This is a genomic window from Pontibacter litorisediminis (genome assembly GCF_029360645.1).
In the GTDB taxonomy this organism is placed as follows: Bacteria; Bacteroidota; Bacteroidia; order Cytophagales; family Hymenobacteraceae; genus Pontibacter; species Pontibacter litorisediminis.
Window position 1 is genome coordinate 1 of the sequence record NZ_JARDUA010000003.1, and the last position, 19,562, is coordinate 19,562.

Annotated in this window: 17 protein-coding genes and 1 rRNA gene; 11 read left to right on the plus strand and 7 right to left on the minus strand. The window is 52.5% G+C overall.

Annotated features, from left to right (window positions below; all coding sequences use genetic code 11):
* Nucleotides 1-102, plus strand: a 5S ribosomal RNA gene (rrf, locus tag PXG97_RS09800); the annotation flags it as partial.
* Between the two features lie 301 nt (nt 103-403).
* Here rrf and aspA read toward each other — a convergent pair.
* The 6 genes from aspA to PXG97_RS09830 form a co-directional block, all read right to left on the minus strand.
* Entirely contained in the window at nt 404-1,813 is a 1,410-nt protein-coding gene (gene aspA / locus PXG97_RS09805) for an aspartate ammonia-lyase (protein ID WP_276497585.1), read from the minus strand.
* A gap of 27 nt (nt 1,814-1,840) precedes the next feature.
* On the minus strand, nt 1,841-3,025 hold the full coding sequence (locus PXG97_RS09810; protein ID WP_276497586.1) for a ribonuclease D: 1,185 nt from the start codon (nt 3,023-3,025) through the stop codon (nt 1,841-1,843).
* Between the two features lie 136 nt (nt 3,026-3,161).
* A complete protein-coding gene (locus PXG97_RS09815; protein WP_276497587.1) occupies nt 3,162-3,404 on the minus strand; it encodes a hypothetical protein in 243 nt (80 codons plus the stop codon).
* A 311-nt stretch (nt 3,405-3,715) separates the two neighbouring features.
* Nucleotides 3,716-5,449, minus strand: a complete 1,734-nt coding sequence (locus tag PXG97_RS09820) for a M28 family metallopeptidase (RefSeq protein WP_276497588.1) — start codon at nt 5,447-5,449, stop codon at nt 3,716-3,718.
* Nucleotides 5,450-5,518: 69 nt separating this feature from the next.
* Nucleotides 5,519-5,989 carry a very short patch repair endonuclease gene (locus PXG97_RS09825; RefSeq protein WP_276497589.1) on the minus strand — a complete coding sequence of 157 codons (471 nt, stop codon included), beginning with the start codon at nt 5,987-5,989 and terminating at the stop codon, nt 5,519-5,521.
* 135 nt (nt 5,990-6,124) lie between these two features.
* Nucleotides 6,125-6,424 carry a WYL domain-containing protein gene (locus PXG97_RS09830; RefSeq protein WP_276497590.1) on the minus strand — a complete coding sequence of 100 codons (300 nt, stop codon included), beginning with the start codon at nt 6,422-6,424 and terminating at the stop codon, nt 6,125-6,127.
* 549 nt (nt 6,425-6,973) lie between these two features.
* Between PXG97_RS09830 and PXG97_RS09835 the strand changes: the two genes are divergently transcribed.
* From PXG97_RS09835 to PXG97_RS09860, 6 genes are all read left to right on the plus strand, one after another.
* Nucleotides 6,974-9,730, plus strand: coding sequence for a 2-oxoglutarate dehydrogenase E1 component (locus tag PXG97_RS09835; protein ID WP_276497591.1), 2,757 nt, complete (start codon nt 6,974-6,976; stop codon nt 9,728-9,730).
* 31 nt (nt 9,731-9,761) lie between these two features.
* On the plus strand, nt 9,762-10,124 hold the full coding sequence (locus tag PXG97_RS09840; RefSeq protein WP_276497592.1) for a four helix bundle protein: 363 nt from the start codon (nt 9,762-9,764) through the stop codon (nt 10,122-10,124).
* Nucleotides 10,125-10,177: 53 nt separating this feature from the next.
* On the plus strand, nt 10,178-11,749 hold the full coding sequence (gene odhB, locus PXG97_RS09845; protein WP_276497593.1) for a 2-oxoglutarate dehydrogenase complex dihydrolipoyllysine-residue succinyltransferase: 1,572 nt from the start codon (nt 10,178-10,180) through the stop codon (nt 11,747-11,749).
* A 126-nt stretch (nt 11,750-11,875) separates the two neighbouring features.
* On the plus strand, nt 11,876-12,232 hold the full coding sequence (locus PXG97_RS09850; protein WP_276497594.1) for a four helix bundle protein: 357 nt from the start codon (nt 11,876-11,878) through the stop codon (nt 12,230-12,232).
* A 31-nt stretch (nt 12,233-12,263) separates the two neighbouring features.
* Nucleotides 12,264-13,667 (plus strand): dihydrolipoyl dehydrogenase, encoded by a 1,404-nt coding sequence (gene lpdA / locus PXG97_RS09855; protein ID WP_276498259.1) that lies wholly within the window; start codon nt 12,264-12,266, stop codon nt 13,665-13,667.
* Nucleotides 13,668-13,847: 180 nt separating this feature from the next.
* Nucleotides 13,848-14,639, plus strand: a complete 792-nt coding sequence (locus PXG97_RS09860; RefSeq protein ID WP_276497595.1) for a pentapeptide repeat-containing protein — start codon at nt 13,848-13,850, stop codon at nt 14,637-14,639.
* A 55-nt stretch (nt 14,640-14,694) separates the two neighbouring features.
* Here PXG97_RS09860 and PXG97_RS09865 read toward each other — a convergent pair whose 3' ends face one another.
* Nucleotides 14,695-15,255 (minus strand): hypothetical protein, encoded by a 561-nt coding sequence (locus PXG97_RS09865; RefSeq protein ID WP_276497596.1) that lies wholly within the window; start codon nt 15,253-15,255, stop codon nt 14,695-14,697.
* A gap of 140 nt (nt 15,256-15,395) precedes the next feature.
* Here PXG97_RS09865 and PXG97_RS09870 point away from each other — a divergent pair, with 140 nt between their 5' ends.
* The 4 genes from PXG97_RS09870 (at nt 15,396) to PXG97_RS09885 (ending at nt 19,560) form a co-directional block, all read left to right on the plus strand.
* A complete protein-coding gene (locus PXG97_RS09870) occupies nt 15,396-15,575 on the plus strand; it encodes a PLDc N-terminal domain-containing protein (RefSeq protein WP_276497597.1) in 180 nt (59 codons plus the stop codon).
* Nucleotides 15,576-15,903: 328 nt separating this feature from the next.
* Complete coding sequence (locus PXG97_RS09875; RefSeq protein WP_276497598.1) at nt 15,904-16,629, plus strand: ABC transporter ATP-binding protein; 726 nt, start codon at nt 15,904-15,906, stop codon at nt 16,627-16,629.
* Nucleotides 16,630-16,843: 214 nt separating this feature from the next.
* On the plus strand, nt 16,844-18,088 hold the full coding sequence (locus PXG97_RS09880; protein ID WP_276497599.1) for an ABC transporter permease: 1,245 nt from the start codon (nt 16,844-16,846) through the stop codon (nt 18,086-18,088).
* Nucleotides 18,089-18,309: 221 nt separating this feature from the next.
* The gene (locus tag PXG97_RS09885; RefSeq protein WP_276497600.1) at nt 18,310-19,560 is read left to right on the plus strand and encodes an ABC transporter permease; all 1,251 of its coding nucleotides are present in this window, start codon (nt 18,310-18,312) and stop codon (nt 19,558-19,560) included.
* The last annotated feature ends 2 nt before the right edge of the window (nt 19,561-19,562 follow it).

Here is a 19,562-nt window from a genome sequence, read left to right on the forward strand (position 1 = left end):
ATGGCCCCGGTGAGCACCTCTTCCCATTCCGAACAGAGCAGTTAAGCCCGGGAGCGCCGATGGTACTGGGGTCACACCCGGGAGAGTAGGTGGCCGCCAACCCCAACAAGAGGGCCCCTCGCGCAAGTGAAGGGCCCTTCTTCTTTTTCCCACCACCACCACAAGCAAAGGCCATGGGAGGCCCAGCACCTACGAACGTAACTGTTGATTGCCTCTGAGCACGTTGGGAACGCGTTGAAAAAAGCAGGCAGGTTTTACAGAAGATATTTTCTACACCTGGTACCAGGAAAGAACAGATGATAACATACAAGAAAGGCGTCACGGTACATACCATGACGCCTTTTGCCTTTTAACCTTACCTATAAATGCTAGAGTAGATTACTGTTCTGAATTTATCTACACATTAGCTGTTGATAAATTTTGGATGGATCAGGTTCTCGATAGAAAAAACCTCCTCCCATTTCTCCTGCGTAATTCGCTTACGCTCTACAACGGTAATATCATGTATAGACTTGCCTGTGGCTAAGGCTTCTTTGGCAATAGAAGCAGACTCTTCATAACCCAGGATCGGGTTAAGGGCTGTTATAATGCCGACACTGTTCATCACCATGTTAGCACAAATCTCCTCATTAGCGGTTATACCTTTCACACACTTGTTGGTTAAAGTATAGCAGGCGTTCTCCATGTATGACAGAGAACTGAAAAGGCTGAAAGCAATGACAGGCTCCATGACGTTTAACTGCAGCTGGCCCGCCTCGGCCGCCATTGTCACAGTCATGTCCGTTCCAATCACATAATAAGCTGTTTGGTTTACCACCTCCGGAATGACAGGGTTCACCTTGCCTGGCATAATAGATGATCCTGGCTGCATGCGCGGCAGGTTGATTTCGTTTATCCCTGCTCTAGGGCCAGAAGACAATAGGCGAAGGTCGTTGCAGATTTTGGAGATCTTGATGGCTGAACGTTTCAAGACACCTGAAACCTGCACATAGGCACCAGTGTCGCATGTGGCTTCTATAAGATCTTCTGCCAGCACAACCGGTATGCCTGTCAAATCGCGGAGGTGCTCCGTTACCCGCTGGGGGTAGCCTTCAGGCGCGTTGATGGAAGTGCCGATGGCCGTGGCGCCCATGTTGATCTCAGAGATAAGCATCTTGGCCTCATTCAGGCGCTGAATATCTTCTTTGATAGTAGTGGAAAAGCCGTGGAATTCTGCTCCCAAAGTCATTGGTACAGCATCCTGCAGTTGCGTACGGCCCATTTTCAGCACATTCTTAAACTCCTCTCCCTTGTGGGCAAAAGCCTCCTGAAGCGCCTCTAAGCTCTCTATGAAACTTTCGATCTTGCGATACAGGGCCAAGCGGAAGGCAGTAGGATAGGCATCGTTTGTGGATTGGGAGAAATTTACGTGGTTGTTAGGGTGCACGTACTGGTATTCTCCTTTCTTATGCCCTAGGGCCTCCAGCGCCAGGTTTGCCACTACCTCGTTCACGTTCATATTTACAGAGGTGCCAGCGCCGCCTTGTATCATGTCGGTCACAAACTGGTCCATGTACTCACCCGCGATCAGTTTGTCGCAAGCTTTGCAGATGGCATCTGCTATTTCTGGCTTTAGTACACCACAATCGCGGTTGGCGAGTGCGGCTGCTTTTTTAACATAGCCAAAGGCTTGTATAAAGAGGGGCTCTCTGGAAACTGGGATGCCGGTAATATAGAAATTATCTAAAGCACGGGCTGTCTGGATACCGTAATAGGCGGAATCCGGGATTTCCATTTCACCAAGGAAGTCGTGCTCTGTTCTGAACTCGCTCATGTTAAGGGGATTATTATAGAATGCTTGTTAACTACTCGGTTCTTCTTTCTGGACCGGAGCCGGCAACTTAACGCCGAGCTCTTCGGCCGTTTCCATGACAATGGCCGTAGCGTACTGCTTGGTGCAGCGCAGCTCACCGCTGAAGCTGTAGTCGTTGATCACGCTTTGGGTGATAACCATCCGCGCAGCGTACTCGCCATACTTGGCAACAATCTGCTTCTGTACCTTTGTTAGCTCCTCTTTGCGTTGCTCTGTCTCGGGCGTCCGCAGAGGGCGTTGCCACCGGCTTTCCGGGTAGTCGTGGCTAATGTTGTGCTCTTTGGCGGCCTCCTTGGCATCACGCAGAGTATCTTTCAACAGTTTTTCGTTTCGGGAGCGTTTTAAGCCGCCATGTATGCCGCGCGTGTGGTTCAGCCATTCATGTATATCCGTGTCCGGATGGTTTGCCAGATCTACAAGGGCATCGTTAGAGATAACGAACGGGGCAGGCTTGTTAAACTGCTTTCCCATCTGCTCCCTAAAAGTGAACAGGTTCTTGAGGATGTACTGCTGGTAGAAGTTAAGCCTGTTGGCGTTCCGCAGCCTCAGGTGCGGGTTGTCAGGCTCGGAGTAGGTAAGGGTTTCCAGCAGGTGGTTTTCCTCCTGCAGCCAGTGCGAACGCCCCAGTTGCTCTACCTCCTGAAGCAGCTTTGCTTTGATCCGGTGCAGGTAGATCACATCTATCGCTGCATACTGTAACTGGGCCTCCGTTAGCGGCCGCTTGTTCCAGTTGCTGGATTGCTGCGACTTGTCTATTTCTATGTTGAACTCCTCCTTCAGCACCGTAGCCAACGAGGATCGTTCGTAGTTCAGGATTTTAGCGGCCACATCGGTATCCATTACTCCTTTGATACGGCACCCCAGTTTATCCAGCAAAAGAATATCGTTGTTGGAATGATGGATAATCTTGGTGATAGAGCCATTCTCCAGTAACTCAAACAATGGCTGCAGGTTAGTTACTGTAAAGGGATCGATGATATAGCAGACTCCGCTCTCGTCAGCGATCTGCACGAGGCAAAGGTTAAAACCGTAAGTAAAGCGATTCTGATCGAACTCCAGGTCCAGGGCCAGCTCTTTGTTCTGGCTCAGTAGGTTAACCACCTCTTGCAACTGCTCCTGCTGGTCGATCAGTTTTATCGTTACGCCATCGAAACTCAGCGTTGTATTTTCCATTCCTAAAGATAAAAAGGTTAGAGCAGATTCTGATTTCCAGCGCCTTCTTTTTATACGCCTTCCATCAGGGGGTAAAGGCATAAAAAAAGTCCCTACCGGCAAGGGAGGGACTTTTGAGTATAATGTATAAGAACCGTTACTGTACGGGAGGCTGCTCTTCCTCGATCTCGTCTGCAACACCATCGTTCACGGTAGTGTCTTCTACCATAATGGTAGTGTCTTCCTCCATACCGGTATCAGCATCCATGTTCATATCGGTTTCTACCTCGTCCGTCGTTTCCATTGTTTCAGACTCAGTAGTTGTATTATTATCGGAGCCGCAAGCCGTAAAAGCGAAAGCTGCAAAGGCGGCAAAGGCGAATTTCCAAATCTTTTTCATAATCGTTTAGTTATTGATTTTGTACTTATTTATACGAAACCGTTATAAAAGTAACCCTACTGGTGATATAAAGGGAGGTGTTTTAAAGTAAACGGCTTTAGAAGAACTGTAAACAATAATAAAATTAATGTGAGCAGCTCATTAGGTGAAGAAGGCAAAGGGGTGGAATTGTGATGTTTTATAGGTAAATTTTACTTTGGCAAATTCAGCTGTACCTGAATAGTTATATTCTCTGACGCGCCACCAGTAGATAGTAATAAGAAAGCCTGCTGCTCAGTGCAACAGGCTTTCTTATTACTATGCTGAATCCTTTACCTGGAGGAAGAAGCACGGGAGAGGGTCTCCTCTCGCTTCGCCTTAAACTCTGTGCCGTCCTTCCACTCCGGAAACTCCTCAGTATTCGCTACACGGTACCCAACGCGCAGGAACAGTTGCAGGTCTTCCACGGCGCCTTCCAGATTCCAGTCATCGCGCACCTCGTCCGAGAGCTTATGGTAGTCGTTGGCCGTATAGCGCTCCTTCCACTGCTTCACGTAATCGGCGGGCTGGTTACGGGCTTTAACGCCTGAGCCGGCATAGAGCGCGGGCACTCCCTGCTTGGCAAACTCAAAATGGTCGGAGCGGTAGAAGGAGCCTACCTCTGGCGTCGCCTCCGGCACAATGTGGCGGTTCTGCGACTTTGCTTCCTGCGCCAGCACATCATCCAGGGTGGAGTTGCCAAAACCAACCACCACCACGTCCTCTGTTGGGCCATAGGCGTTCAGAACATCCATGTTGATAACGGCCACTGTTTTTTCCAGCGGGTACAGCGGGTTACTGCTGGCGTAGTATTTGGAGCCGAGCAGGCCCTTCTCCTCAGCTGTTACCGCCAGGAAAAGTATAGAACGTTTGGGCTTGGTCTCCATTTGACTAAAGGCTTTTGCCAGCTCCAGCAGGCCGGCCGTGCCGGTGGCGTTATCCAGGGCGCCGTTATAGATCTGGTCTCCCTGCAGGCTCGTGTCCTTGCCCAGGTGGTCCCAATGTGCTGTGTAAATAACGTACTCATCCTTCAGTTCCGGGTCAGAGCCCTCTAGCTTGGCTATCACGTTCTTCGACTGCACCTCGCGGAGCTTATTCTTGATGTCAAAGCTAGCCGTGGCCTTGAGAGGAACGGGCTTAAAGTCTTTCTTCTTGGCAGCCTCCTTTAGCTCTTCGAAGCTGCGGCCAAGGGCGGTGAACAACTCACGGGCCTTTGGCTCCGTGATCCACGCCTCCACTTCTGCACGGTTCATGTTTTTGTCTGGGGTGATAATTTCTACCCCCTCACGACTGTGGCTGCCTGAGATAACTTCATAAGGATAGCCTGCCGGGCCAGTCTCATGTATGATGATGGCGGCGGCAGCCCCTTTCTCGGCGGCTATTTCATACTTATAGGTCCAGCGGCCATAATAGGTCATGGCCTTTCCGCCAAACATGGTGCTGTCCAGCTGCTGCGGGTTTTGCGGGTCCGGCACTGGCGGGTCGTTCACCAGCATCACTATGGTCTTGCCTTTCACATCAAGGCCTTTGTAATCATCCCAGCCATACTCGGGTGCTACCACGCCATAGCCAACAAACACCAAGTCCGAGTTATTTACCTCCACATTCTCCACATAGCGGCGGGTAAGGGCCACATAATCCTCCGGAAAGCTAAGGGAGATCTGCTTGCCGTTGGCAGTGATGGTGGCCTTGGGCGTTGGGGTATAGCCGAACATCGGCACCTCCTGTACATATGTGCCGTTCGGGTTACCCGGCTGCAGGCCAAGCTGCTTAAACTGGCGGGTAAGGTAGGCAACCGTGGAGTCTTCGCCTACAGAGCCAGGGGCGCGGCCTTCAAAGGCATCAGAGGCGAGGGTGGTGGTATGGGCCAGCAGGCTTTCTGCGGTAATGCTTTGCAGGGCGGGTTGCAGGTTCGTGCTGTCTGCGGCAGCGGCTTCCTGCTCAGCTTCGCTTACCTGCCGTGAGTTTTCGTTGCAGCCCATGGCCAGCAAACCGAGCAGGCCCAGCAGCGGAATATGTTTCTTCATAGGGCAAAGTATAGGTTAGTGTCCCCTCAAGATAACGAAAAATCTATACTTTGTACTTATTTATCAAGCCTAAGCTGCTAATTCCCAGCTCTCAGGCACGCCATGGTGCAGCACCCGGATCAGGGCCACTATGCTTGGTTGGCTCTGCTTTAGCTGGCACTCCCACACCACCAGGCGCTTCCAGCCAGCCTCGCGGTACATGTACCTGTACTTTGCATCGCGAGCCTTGTTGTTCTCAAACTTTTGATGCCAGAAGTCGGCATTGGTTTTGGGGTGGCTAGGTATGCAATAGGGGCAGCGGTGCCAGAAGCAGCCGTGCACAAATATGGCCAGGCGGCGGGAGGGGTAGCAGATATCCGGCTTTCCGGGAGCCTTGGGCCAGTGCACCCGGTAGCCGCGCAAACCCGCCTGCCAAAGCGCCCTACGCAGCCTCAGCTCCGGCTGCGTGTTCTTGGCCTTGTTGCCCCGCATGTAGCGGCTTACCTTCTCCTGTGCAGTGAGAGGCGCCTGGGGCTTGTTATACTTTCTTTTCCTGGGCAATGCTGTACCTGTACTTTTTGCACAGGCATAACATTAATTACCAGGGCATAGTTTAACCCACGCTGCAATTGTGCTTGAGCACAGGCAGGCGGTCTTCATAACTTGGAGAGGCGTACGCGAAGTAGAAAGTCTGTTTCAGATGCGGTAGTAAATGCGGGTCATCGAGCTGTCATAAGGATCGTAGCCGGGGCGCTTCTTGCTGAAGCGCTCCTCCAGGATCTTTGTGTGCTGCATGTGGCTCAGCAGGTAACAGTTCCATCCAGGCTTCTGCTGCCCATCTTTGCCCGTGTTCCAAGCAAGGAGGCACGACTCGTTCTGCTTGTTTTGCCCAAGCAGGTGCGGTTCGACGGTATGGCGCCCGTTCTCATACTCGAAGCTTACCAAGAGCCTGGCTCCGATTGCCTTCGATAGTTCTTCCAGCAAATAGCTATACATGGTTTCCTATAGTTTAGGATGAAAATGTCTGCATTGCTGCTTGCCAACAGCCTCACTCTTTTAGCTCAGGTAGCATACACTACTTTACCACTATAAAGATGACATCATTCCTGCTCTTATAATAGGAAATAACAGAAGACAAAGTAACTATAATAAATCATGGTTTTTGTTGGCCTGTGTATGTGTAAGTATGCAGAGCATGTGCAGTCAGCTAGCCAGAAAGGTATAACGGAGTGGTATTTTAATCTGTAGACAGCCACCAAATGCACCTGAAAGAGGATAATTCTTTTCTTTGCCGGGGCAGCTGGCCCTGTTGCCGCACAATGCCTCGGGCGATAGTATAAACTCCGTTTGTGGCGGCGCCTGGCGAATAATCTATAGGATTAAGAGTTTAGAAGGCATAAAAAGTAACCGTAACGGGGAATACTCGGTATGATAAAGGAAGTTTTGTTCTTGATAATAAGGCATATTTGTTAATGCGAATACGTGTTATTTGATTTTTCAATAATACCTCTAACTTTGCCTTTATCACATGCAGTAGTTTATACTATGGATAAATATACCTACATCGCCAATGCACACGGCGATTACATTGATGAGCTGTACAAGGCTTATCAGCAGGACCCGGAATCGGTAGATGCCGGATGGCGCAAGTTCTTCGAAGGCTTTGAGTTTGCCACCGCCTACGGCGAGAATGGCCATGAAGCCGCCGAAGGTACCATCGTCGCCCCTGCCAAAGGTGCCGCCGTTGCCGGCGAATCGGAGAAAGAGGTTGCCGTGCGCAACCTGATCCACGCTTACCGCACACGCGGCCACCTGCGCTCCAAAACCAACCCGGTGCGTGCCCGCAAAGACCGCAAGGCAAGGTTGGACCTGGCTGACTTCGGTTTAACAGAGGCTGACCTGGACACTGTGTTCCAGGTCGGGGAGATTATCGGCATCGGGCCGGCCACACTCCGCGATATCGAAGCAGCGCTGAAGAAGATCTACGAAGGCTCGATCGGCTTTGAGTACATGTACATCCGCGACCCGGAGGTGCTGGAGTGGTTTAAGCAGAAGGTAGAGCGCGACTCCCTGAATTTTAACCCAGGCATCGAGTATAAAAAGCGCATCCTGTCTAAACTGAACGAGGCGGTGGTGTTCGAGAACTTCCTGCACACGAAGTTCTTGGGCCAGAAGCGCTTTTCCCTGGAGGGCGGTGAAACCACGATCCCTGCCCTGGATGCCGCGATAGACAAGGCATCGGAGCTCGGCGTGGAGGAAGTAGTGATAGGCATGGCGCACCGCGGCCGCCTGAACGTGCTGGCCAACATCATGGGCAAAACCTATGAGCAGATCTTCTCTGAGTTTGAGGGTACTGCCGTGCCAGACCTGACCATGGGCGACGGAGACGTGAAGTACCACATGGGCTACTCGTCTGAGGTTACCACGCCATCCGGTAAGAAAGTAAACCTGAAGCTGGCTCCCAACCCATCGCACCTGGAGGCGGTGAACCCGGTAGTGGAAGGCTTTGTGCGCGCTAAAATTGACTGCATGTACGGCAAAGATGCCGATAAGGTACTGCCTATACTGATCCATGGGGACGCTGCCGTTGCAGGCCAAGGCATCGTGTACGAGGTGACGCAGATGGCAAACCTGGAAGGCTACAATACTGGCGGCACCATCCATTTCGTGATCAACAACCAGGTTGGTTTCACCACCGATTTTGAAGACGCCCGCTCGTCGATCTACTCTACCGATGTAGCCAAGATAATAGATGCGCCGGTGCTGCACGTAAACGGTGACGACCCGGAGTCGGTGGTGTTTGCCATGCGCATGGCCATGGAGTACCGCCAGCGCTACAACAACGACATCTTTGTAGACATGGTGTGCTACCGCCGCCATGGCCACAACGAGTCTGACGAGCCGAAATTCACGCAGCCACAACTGTACAACCTGATCTCGAAGCACGCCAACCCACGCGAAGTATACAACAAACAGTTGATCTCGCGCGGCGAGGTGGATGCAGAGCTGGCCAAGAATATGGACAAGGAGTTCCGCAGCCTGCTGCAGGACCGCCTGGACATGGTAAAGCAGAAGCCGCTGCCTTATAACTACCAGCAGATGGAGAAGGAGTGGCAGTCGCTGCGCCGCTCTAAGCCTGAGGACTTCAATCAGTCTCCTGAAACTGGCGTTTCTGCAGAAGCTGTGGAGGCGGTAGGTAAAGCTTTGACTACTTTGCCGCAGGGCTTCAAGCCGCTGAAGCAGATCGAGAAGCTGCTTAAGGAGCGTAAGGAAATGTTCTTTGAGACCAAGCAGCTGAACTGGGCAGCCGGTGAGTTGCTGGCTTACGGGTCTGTGCTGCTGGATGGAAAGGTGGTGCGTTTCTCTGGCCAGGATGTGCAGCGCGGAACGTTCTCGCACCGCCATGCGGTGCTGCACGATGCCGTGACAAGCGCCCCGTACAACAACCTGAACCACATGACAGACAACCAGGGCTCTTTCGAGATCTACAACTCCCTGCTGTCTGAGTATGGCGTGCTGGGCTTTGAGTTCGGCTATGCCATGGCGAACCCGAATGCATTGGTGATCTGGGAGGCGCAGTTCGGCGACTTTGCCAACGGTGCCCAGGTTATGATCGACCAGTTCATCTCTGCTACAGAATCGAAGTGGCAGCGCATGAACGGCCTGGTGATGCTGTTGCCGCACGGCTACGAAGGCCAGGGGCCAGAGCACTCCAACGCACGCCCTGAACGCTTCCTGCAGCTGGCAGCCGAGAACAACATGTTCGTGACTTACATCACCACACCTGCCAACCTGTTCCACTTTATGCGCCGCCAGTTGGCCTTGCCGTTCCGCAAGCCTGCCGTAAACATGTCGCCCAAGTCGTTGCTGCGCCATCCGGCCGTGGTTTCCCCGGTAGAGGACTTCACAAGCGGCAGCTTCAGAGAAGTGATCGGCGATACCTACGCACCGGCTAAGTCAGTGAAGAAAGTGCTGCTGTGCTGGGGCAAAGTATACTTCGACCTGCTGGAAGAGCAGCAGAAGAACAACCGCAAGGACGTGGCCATTATCCGCATGGAGCAGTTGGCGCCGTTCCCGAAGGTGCAGCTGGAGGCAGAGCTTGGCAAGTATAAAAACGCTAAAGTATACTGGGTACAGGAAGAGCCTGAGAACATGGGTGCCTGGACCTACATCCTGCGTATCATGCGCAATGGCGTGGAAGACGTAGTAGCCCGCAAGGCAAGTGCGTCGCCGGCAACCGGCTACCTGAAGGTGCATGCCAAAGAGCAGCAGGAGCTAATCGAAAGAGCGTTTGCTGTATAGAATTAAGAATTAGGAATTTGAAATTAAGAATGTGAAAGCAGAGAATGTGTTACTTACTAAGAGTTATGCCTTTGCTATTCGCATCGTTAATTTATATAAATTCCTATATCAGGAGAAGAAGGATGTTGTTATGTCAAGGCAGGTTCTTCGAAGTGGTACATCTATAGGGGCAAATGCTGAGGAAGCGATAGGTGCCCAGAGCAAGAGGGATTTTATATCAAAGGTGTCTATTGTGTATAAGGAAGCCAGAGAAACAAACTATTGGCTAAGGCTATTAAGAGACACTGGCTTTATGAACCAAGAGCAGGCGACTTCGTTGCTTATAGATTGTGAAGAACTGTTGAAGATTACTGGCTCAATACTGAAAACAACAAAACAGAATACCGGTACTTAATTCTGCATAAATAATTCTTAATTATTAATTCGTAATTCCTAATTGAATAAAATATGAGCTTAGAAGTTAAAGTGCCTGCCGTAGGTGAGTCGATCACTGAGGTAACCATAGCCCAATGGCTAAAGAAAGATGGCGACCGAGTGGAGATGGATGAGGTGATTGCGGAGCTGGAATCTGACAAAGCCACATTCGAACTGCCAGCCGAAGCCGCAGGCATTTTACGCATTGTAGCACAGGAGGGCGACACCATAGACGTGGGTGCTGTCATCTGCCGAATCGATCAGGACGGTGCTGCTGCATCTGCCCCTTCGGCCCCTGCTGCTGAGCAGGCGGCTGCCCCTGCCGCCCAGGAACCTGCCCCGGCTGCTACTACTGGCGGCGCCGGCGAGGCCGTGGAGATGAGAGTGCCAACCGTAGGCGAGTCTATCTCGGAGGTAACCATTGCCAGCTGGCTGAAAAACGAAGGCGACCGGGTGGAGATGGACGAGGTGATTGCGGAGCTGGAATCTGACAAGGCGACGTTTGAGCTGCCGGCTGAGGCTGCAGGAACGCTGCAGATCATCGCGCAGCAGGGCGACACCGTAGAGATTGGCGGGCTGCTTTGCAAGATCGTGCCAGGCGCCGGCGCCGCGAAAGCCAACGCACAGGCCAACGCCAAGCAGGAGGCAGCCAACCAAACTGTTGCCTCTCAGCCAGCCGCTGCCGCTACTTCAGGCGCGCAAACGTACGCTTCTGGTACGCCGTCTCCGGCTGCCGGCAAAATCCTGGCAGAGAAAGGTATAAACCCAGCGGATGTGCAGGGTTCTGGCCGCGATGGCCGCATCACGAAAGAGGATGCGCAAAACGCGCAGAAAGCTGCCGCTAAGCCCGCCGCTGCTGCGCCGGCCGCCAAGCAAGAGGCTGCTGCCCCTGCCGCCACTGGCGACCGTAACCAGCGCCGCGAGAAAATGAGCTCGCTGCGCAAAACGGTGTCTCGCCGCCTGGTGCAGGTAAAGAACGAAACGGCCATGCTTACTACCTTTAACGAGGTAGACATGAAGCCAATCATGGATATCCGCGCCAAGTATAAGGAGAAGTTCAAGGAGAAGCACGACGTAGGCCTGGGCTTTATGTCCTTCTTCACGAAGGCCTGTACGGTAGCCCTGCAGGAGTGGCCGGCAGTAAACGCCCAGATCGATGGCAACGACATGATCTTCAATGATTTTGTGGATGTGTCAATCGCAGTTTCCTCTCCGAAAGGCCTCGTGGTGCCGGTTATCCGTAACGCTGAGCAACTGACACTGGACGGTATCGAGAAAGAAGTGATTCGACTGGCGAAGAAAGCCCGCGACGGTAAACTTTCTATCGAAGAGATGACAGGCGGTACCTTCACAATAACCAACGGTGGTGTGTTCGGCTCCATGATGTCTACGCCAATCATCAACGCGCCGCAGTCAGCTATATTGGGTATGCACAACATTGTGCAGCGCCCGGTAGCCGTGGACGGACAAGTGGAAATTCGCCCGATGATGTACCTGGCGCTGTCTTACGACCACCGCATCATCGACGGCCGCGAGTCGGTAAGCTTCCTGGTACGCGTGAAAGAGCTGCTGGAAGACCCGATGCGCTTATTGCTGGGCGTCTAACGCCGCTTGCGCACTAAGCGCAGTTAAGAGTTAAAAGTTATGAGTTAAGAGTGATTTTGGATTTAAAGTATAGAATCTGCGTAATCAACTTTTAACTCATAACTCTAGACTTTTAACTATAAAAGCATGGCTGATAGCATTGTAGCGCAGAAATCATTTCAGTTTGCATTAAGGATTACCAAACTCTATCTGTACCTGAAAGATCAAAAGCAGGAGTTTATACTCGCAAAGCAACTGGTTAGAAGCGGTACATCTATCGGTGCCAATACTGAAGAGGCTGTAGCGGCACAATCCAAGCCTGATTTTATTCATAAGCTGCAGATTGCTTTAAAAGAAGCACGGGAAACCAGCTATTGGCTAAGGCTGTTACATGCGGTTAATTTAATTGAAACAGCAGCCTTTGAAAGTATCCACAAAGACTGCGTTGAGTTGCAAAAGATGTTAAGCAGCATCATTCTTACTTCAAAAAAGAACAACTCTTAACTCATAACTTTTAACTCTTAACTTGAACGAAGTGAAATACGATGTAACTGTAATCGGTTCTGGTCCTGGCGGCTATGTGGCAGCGATCCGTTGCGCGCAGCTGGGCCTGAAAACCGCGATCATAGAGAAGTATAACGTGCTGGGCGGTACTTGCCTTAACGTGGGCTGTATTCCTTCCAAGGCGCTCCTGGATTCATCCGAGCACTTCCACAACGCCGCGCATACCTTCTCCACGCACGGCATCGAGCTGGAAAACCTGAAGGTGAACATCCAGCAGATGATCAAGCGCAAGGGCGAGGTGGTGAAGTCGAACAACGACGGCATCGCCTTCCTGATGAAGAAGAACAAGATCGATACCTACTATGGCCTGGGCTCTTTCGTGAACAAGAACACGATCAAGATCACAGACGCAGAAGGAAAAGAGCAGCAGATCGAGACAGACAAGACGATCATCGCGACAGGCTCTAAGCCGACTGCCCTGCCGTTCCTGCCAATCGATAAGAAGCGCATCATCACATCTACAGAAGCCTTAACACTGACAGAGGTTCCGAAGAACCTGATCGTGATCGGTGGCGGTGTGATCGGCCTGGAGCTGGGTTCGGTTTATGCCCGCCTGGGAGCGAAGGTGCAGGTGATCGAGTACATGGACGCCATCATCCCGACCATGGACCGCGCGCTGGGCAAAGAGCTGCAGCGTGTGCTGAAGAAAACGCTGGGCTTCGAGTTCTTCATGAGCCATAAAGTAACCGGTGCCACCAACGAGGGCGAAACGGTGAAAGTAACGGCCGAGAATCCAAAAGGCGAGGCGGTAACGTTTGAAGGCGATTACGTGCTGGTATCTGTTGGGCGCAGACCTTATACAGAAGGTCTCGGCCTGGAGAACGCCGGTGTGCAAATGGGCGAGCGCGGTATGATTGCCGTAAACGACCACCTGGAGACAAACGTGCCGGGCATTTTCGCGATTGGCGACGTGGTGCGTGGCGCTATGCTGGCGCACAAAGCCGAGGAAGAAGGCGTGCTGGTGGCAGAGTACATGGTAGGCCAGAAGCCGCACATCAACTACAACCTGATACCTGGGGTAGTTTATACTTGGCCTGAGGTGGCAGGCGTAGGCTTTACCGAAGAGCAGCTGAAGGAGCAGGGACGCGCCTACAAGTCCGGTTCATTCCCGTTCAAAGCATCTGGCCGCGCCAAAGCATCCGGCGACACAGACGGTTTCGTGAAGGTGTTGGCTGATAAGGAAACTGACGAGATCCTGGGCGTGCACATGATCGGCCCGCGCATTGCTGATTTGATTGCCGAGGCGGTAACCGCCATGGAATTCCGCGCCTCTGCCGAGGATGTGGCCCGCATGAGCCACGCGCACCCAACCTTTGCCGAAGCCATGAAAGAAGCGTGTCTGGCCGCTACGGAGAACCGTGCCATTCATATCTAAGCGAAGCTAAAAAGTACAAAACGGATAAGCGCCGCCCTGTTAAGGGTGGCGCTTATTGTTTTAGAAGCGAAGTGTAAGCAGGTAAGCATAAATATTTTAGGAGCCCAGGCAACCTCTCTTATACTTCCTGCATCTTTACTACCGAACACCACTTGTAAAGTATAACCTTAACCATACACGATGATGAGAAAAGTATCTTTACTACTCGTACTGCTTATGCTGCCACTGCTGACCTGGGCGCAAACCAAAGTAAACGCTTCGGAAGTTCTGGCCAAAATAAACCGTGGCGAGGCTGTGAGCTACAAGAACGCCGAGATTGTGGGCGACCTGGACATGACGAAGCTGCAGAACATGAAGCTGGAGAAAGGCGGCGACAGCAAGAACACCACCAAGGAGTATGTGAGTACGGTAACAGCCCCACTTACTTTTGTGAACTGCACTTTTACAGGCGACGTGCTGGCGTACTTCAACCCGGATAACGAGCTGAATCTGAAAAAACCGAACAACGAGGTGTACAACACCAACTTTGAGGAAGATGTACTGTTTGAGAACTGCAACTTCAAACAGAAGGCTGCCTTCAAGTACAGCGAGTTCGAAGGGAAAGCATCGTTTCTGAGCAGCCGCTTTGCAGAGGAGGCTAACTTTAAGTATGCCGATTTTGAGCAAAGCGTAAACTTCAGCAACGTGCGCTTCGGCGGGGAGGCTAATTTCAAGTATGTGGAGTTTCCGGAACGTGCCAGCTTTGCCGGGGCCACCTACAAGGGAGAGGCGAACTACAAGTATGCTAAGTTCGAGCGCGGCGCCAACTTCGAAAAGGCCTTGTTTGATGGCACTGCCAACTTCAAGTACACCAAAGTGTCAGGCGATTTCAACATCAAAGGCGCTGATTTCCGTGGCGGCAACGATTTTAAGTATACCGAGGTCAATAGCAGAAAGGTAACGCTGGCATCCTTGCAGAGCATGAACCGATAGTTACATTATACTTGTGCGGGCAGAGCCACCTCCTAACAGGGGTGGCTCTGTTATTTTATACTTCCCCCACTACCAGCTCCAGCACCCTCCCCAGGCCTTCGTCAGCAGTATAGGCAGGCACCGGCGACAGCCCCAGCCACTCCGCCCGCACCTGGTTCAGCAGCTGCAGGTTTATACTGTGGCCGTACTTTATACTTGCCACGGCAACAGCCAGAGCCGTTTTGAGGTGGTTTGCCTTTACCCGCAGCGTGTGCAGTGCGTAGCGGCCGGGGTGCAGGTGCACGTGCCGGCCTTGGTGCACGCCCCAGCGCAGCGTCCAGGCGGAGCCGTCGGAGAGGGTGCAGAGGCGGTAGCCACCGGGGGAAAGGTGCTGGCGGTAAGTTTTGGGAGGCAGCAGGAGGTGTTGGGTCAAGTATGCTATCACTTCCTCCGAGATCTGCAGCGGCGAGAGCGGTCCGACGTAGAGGTCCAGCTGGGAGCCGCCTATTCTTTTCAGCGCCTGCCGGAGTTCCTGCTCCGGCACTGCTACGCTGCGCGCTGTAAAGGCCTTTACATAGCCCAGGTGGTGCTTGAGCGGGTGAAACAGGATAGGTTTAGGTAACGGCAGCTCCATCATTATGTATATTCATACCTTATAGGCTTGTGCCTGAGTTACAATAAGTTTTGTTACTTATATTAAAAATGCTATATTCAACAAACTAATCCTGAAAGACTATGGCAAGTTTAGGCTTCTTATTTATTGGGGGGATAGGGCTGATGGAATTACTCATCCTGCTGATCCCGCTGGTAATTTGGGGCCATGCCATTTTAGAAGTAGCTACGGGTACGTTCAAAGACAGCACCGATAAGATTGTGTGGCTGCTGGTGGTGCTCATGGTTCCGCTCGTTGGCGTTGTCCTGTACTACCTTATCGGCAGGAGAAAGTTGGCTAACTAAACCGGCTTTACAGAAAGCACAAGCCCATCAGGAGCAACCTGAGGGGCTTTTTTGTTTATTTTCTGAGGTGCAGGCAACTAAGGCGCTACCTGCTGCATCTATATCCTACCAAGCCGCAACAACGGTATCTTCCTGCTTTACACTTACCACCCTTACCCGCTCACTAAAATGCCACCGCTGTTTAGCCGCGTTGGTAGATCAGGACATAAGGTAGGTCGATACAAAAGCGTTGTAAGTATAATTTAAAGAATTATTTGTTTACAGTCGGTACCTTGCATAACATACTACCGTAAAACCTAAAGAGTAGTTACCGCTAAAGCCATTGCCTATGATACAGCTCCAGGACATACACAAGTACTACGCCGTAGGGCACAACAGGCTGCATGTGCTCAAGGGCATCGACCTGCACATCCAGGAGGGGGAGTTCGTGTCGATCATGGGCTCTTCGGGCTCCGGAAAGTCTACGCTGCTCAACATCCTGGGCATTCTGGATGACTATGACCAAGGAGATTATACTTTGGCAGGCACTCCCATTAAGAACCTGAGCGCGGCCAAGGCAGCCTATTACCGAAACCGCTTCCTGGGTTTTGTGTTTCAGTCGTTTAACCTGCTCTCTTTTAAAAACGCGATGGAGAACGTGGCCCTGCCGCTGTATTACCAGAAAGTAGGCCGCCGGGAGCGCAACAAACTGGCGCTGCAGTACCTGGAGATGGTGGGCCTGAAGGAGTGGGCCGAGCACTCGCCCAACGAAATGTCGGGTGGGCAGCGGCAGCGGGTGGCCATTGCGCGGGCGCTTATCTCGCAGCCCAAGCTTATCCTGGCCGACGAGCCGACGGGCGCGTTGGATACCCAAACCTCCTACGAGGTGATGGACATCTTTAAAGAAGTGAACCGCAAAGGCATGACGGTGGTGATTGTGACGCACGAGAACGACATAGCCGCCCAGACGCAGCGCGTGATTCGCCTAAAAGACGGCCTGATCGTCAACGACGACCATGGCCTGCTGGAAACCGCCGCTGGGGAGCATGGAATTTTGAATGAGCGAGTTAAGTAATTTTGAATGAGCGGATGAGTGAATTTATACTTTGTGTGCCATGGTCTCCGCCTTAAGAGAGTCCAGGAAGTATGAAAAGTCCCAACAATTAACAATCACTCATTAACGATTCAGTCATTCAACAACAAAACATTCGCTCATCCGCTCAGTCACTCATTCAAAATTAGATTCCATCCGCTCATTCACTCATTCACTCACTCAAAACTAACCAGACATGTTCGACATAGATAAATGGCAGGAGATACTGGGTACGATGCGCAAAAACAAGCTGCGCACCTTCCTTACGGCCTTTGGGGTGTTCTGGGGCATCTTTATGCTGGTGCTGTTGCTGGGAGCGGGCAAGGGCCTGGAGAATGGCGTGATCAACCGCTTCGGCGACGGGGCCAAGAACAGCATTTTTGTGTGGAGCGGCAAGACAGCCGTGGCCCACAAAGGCATGAAGCCCGGCCGCGAGATCAAGTTCACCAACCAGGACCTAGGCGCCATTGAACGCGAGTTAGTTGACTTGAACATGCTGGCGCCGCGCAACCGCATCTGGGGCGAGTACACGATCAACTACAAAGACCAGAACGGCTCCTACCAATTGCTCGGTGCCGGCCCGGACTTTATGGAGATGAACGGCGAGCGCGCTTTCCGGGGCCGCATCCTCAACGAGCTGGACGAGCGGGAGAAACGCAAGGTGATCGTGCTGGGGGAGCAGGCGGCGCAGGTGTTGTTCAAAGGTCAGGATCCGGTAGGCGAGTATGTGAACATCCGGGGCATTTATTTTAAGGTGGTGGGCACTTTCAGGGTGCGAGGCAACAACAGCGGTCGTCGTGAAGAGCGCGCCTATATCCCGTTCTCCACGCTGCAAACAGCCTTTAACCAGCCTAACCAGGTGCAGATGATGCTGCTTACTGCTCGGGAGGGCGTGCCAGCCAAGGAAATGGAAGACAAACTGCGCACCCTGCTGGCCCAGCGCCATAAGTTCTCTGAGACCGACGACATGGCCATCGGGGTGGAGAATACCGAGGCAGAGTACCTGAAAGTGCAGGGCTTGTTCAGCGGCATCCGCATTTTCGTCTGGATCGTGGGCGTCGGCACCCTGATCGCCGGTATCGTGGGCGTGAGCAACATCATGCTGATCATTGTGAAGGAGCGTACGCGGGAGATCGGGGTGCGCAAAGCGCTGGGTGCAACGCCATTTTCCATTGTGAGCCTGATCCTGCAGGAGTCGGTGGTGATCACGGCTTTTTCGGGGTACATGGGGCTGCTGTTCGGCACAGCTATACTGGCGCTGCTGGAGTACCTGCTGGTGTCGTCGGGGGCGGAGCTGCCGTTCTTTGCGAACCCGGAGGTGGATCTGGGGGTGGCGGTGGCGGCTACGGTGGTGCTGGTGCTATCCGGTGCCATTGCCGGCCTGATGCCTGCCCTGAAGGCCGCCAACATCAAACCCATCGAGGCGCTGCGGGCGGATTAGTTTAGAATTTTGAATGAGTGTTTGAGTGAATGAGTGAATTTATACTTTGTGTACCAGGACCTCCACTACAGAAGCATTCAGGAAGTGTAAAAGCATCAACAATCAACAATTAACAATTAACAACCATTTAACCATTCAGCAATAAACATTCACTCATTCACTCAAACACTCATTCAAAATTAGCTACCAATCACTCATTCGCTCATTCAAAACTGAAAAGTATGATCGACATCGATAAATGGACCGAGATCTACAACACCGTCAAGAAGCACAAGCTGCGGACGGCGCTGACAGCTTTTGGCGTGTTCTGGGGCATCTTTATGCTGGTGGTGTTGCTGGGCGCGGGCAAAGGATTGGAGAACGGCATCACCAGCGAGTTCAACATCGCCAAAAACGCCGTGTTCATCTGGACACAGCGCACCAGTGTGCCTTACATGGGCATGAACGCCGGACGGATCGTGCAGATGACGAATGATGATGTGACAGCCATCGGGAGGAGCATTCCGGAGGTGGCGGTGGTGGCGCCGAGCAGCCAGCTGTGGGGCGACTTTACCGTGAACTACAAAGACAAAAGCTCCGCCTTCACCGTGAATGGCGAAACCCCGGACATGCTGTTCGTGAAGCCGCTGACCCTGAAGACCGGCCGTTTTGTGAATGATATTGACCTGCAGGAGAAGCGAAAAGTGGCGGTAGTGGGGCCGCGGGTACTGGAGGTGCTTTTCCCGAACGAAAAGAACCCGATAGGCAAGTACATCAGCATCAAAGGCAGCTATTTTCAGATAGTAGGCACTTTTGAGCCAGTGGGCAAGGGCGAAGACGTGGTGGAGGATGCCAAGGTGATTTACATCCCGCTAACGGCCCTGCAGCAGACTTACAACCAAGCGAATAAAATTGGCTTTATGGCCATGGTGCCCAAGCCGGGTGTGCCCGCCGCCGTGATAGAGGAGAAGACCAAAACCCTGCTGATGCAGCGCCACCGTGTAGCCCCCACCGACCTGAAGGCATTCGGCTCGGCCAACGTGGAGAAGGAGTTTCAGGAGGTGCAGGGGCTGTTTGCCGGCATTGCCGGCTTTAGCTGGCTGGTAAGCATTGGCACCATCGTGGCGGGCATTATCGGGGTAGGCAACATCATGCTGATCGTGGTAAAGGAGCGCACCAAAGAGATTGGCATCCGCAAGGCACTCGGGGCCACGCCGCTTTCCATCATCAGCCTGATCATTCAGGAATCAATCGTGATAACCGGGCTGGCAGGTTATGTGGGCCTGCTGGCCGGTACCGGCATCATCGCCCTGATAGAATACTTCATGCGCAAGTATGATGTGCAGGCGGGCTTCTTCGGCATTCCGGAAGTGAACCCAAGTATAGCCGTTACGGCCACCGTGCTGCTGGTGGTAACGGGCGCACTGGCCGGTCTGATTCCGGCCACCAAGGCTGCCCGGGTAAATCCGGTGGTGGCGCTGAAAGACGAGTAATT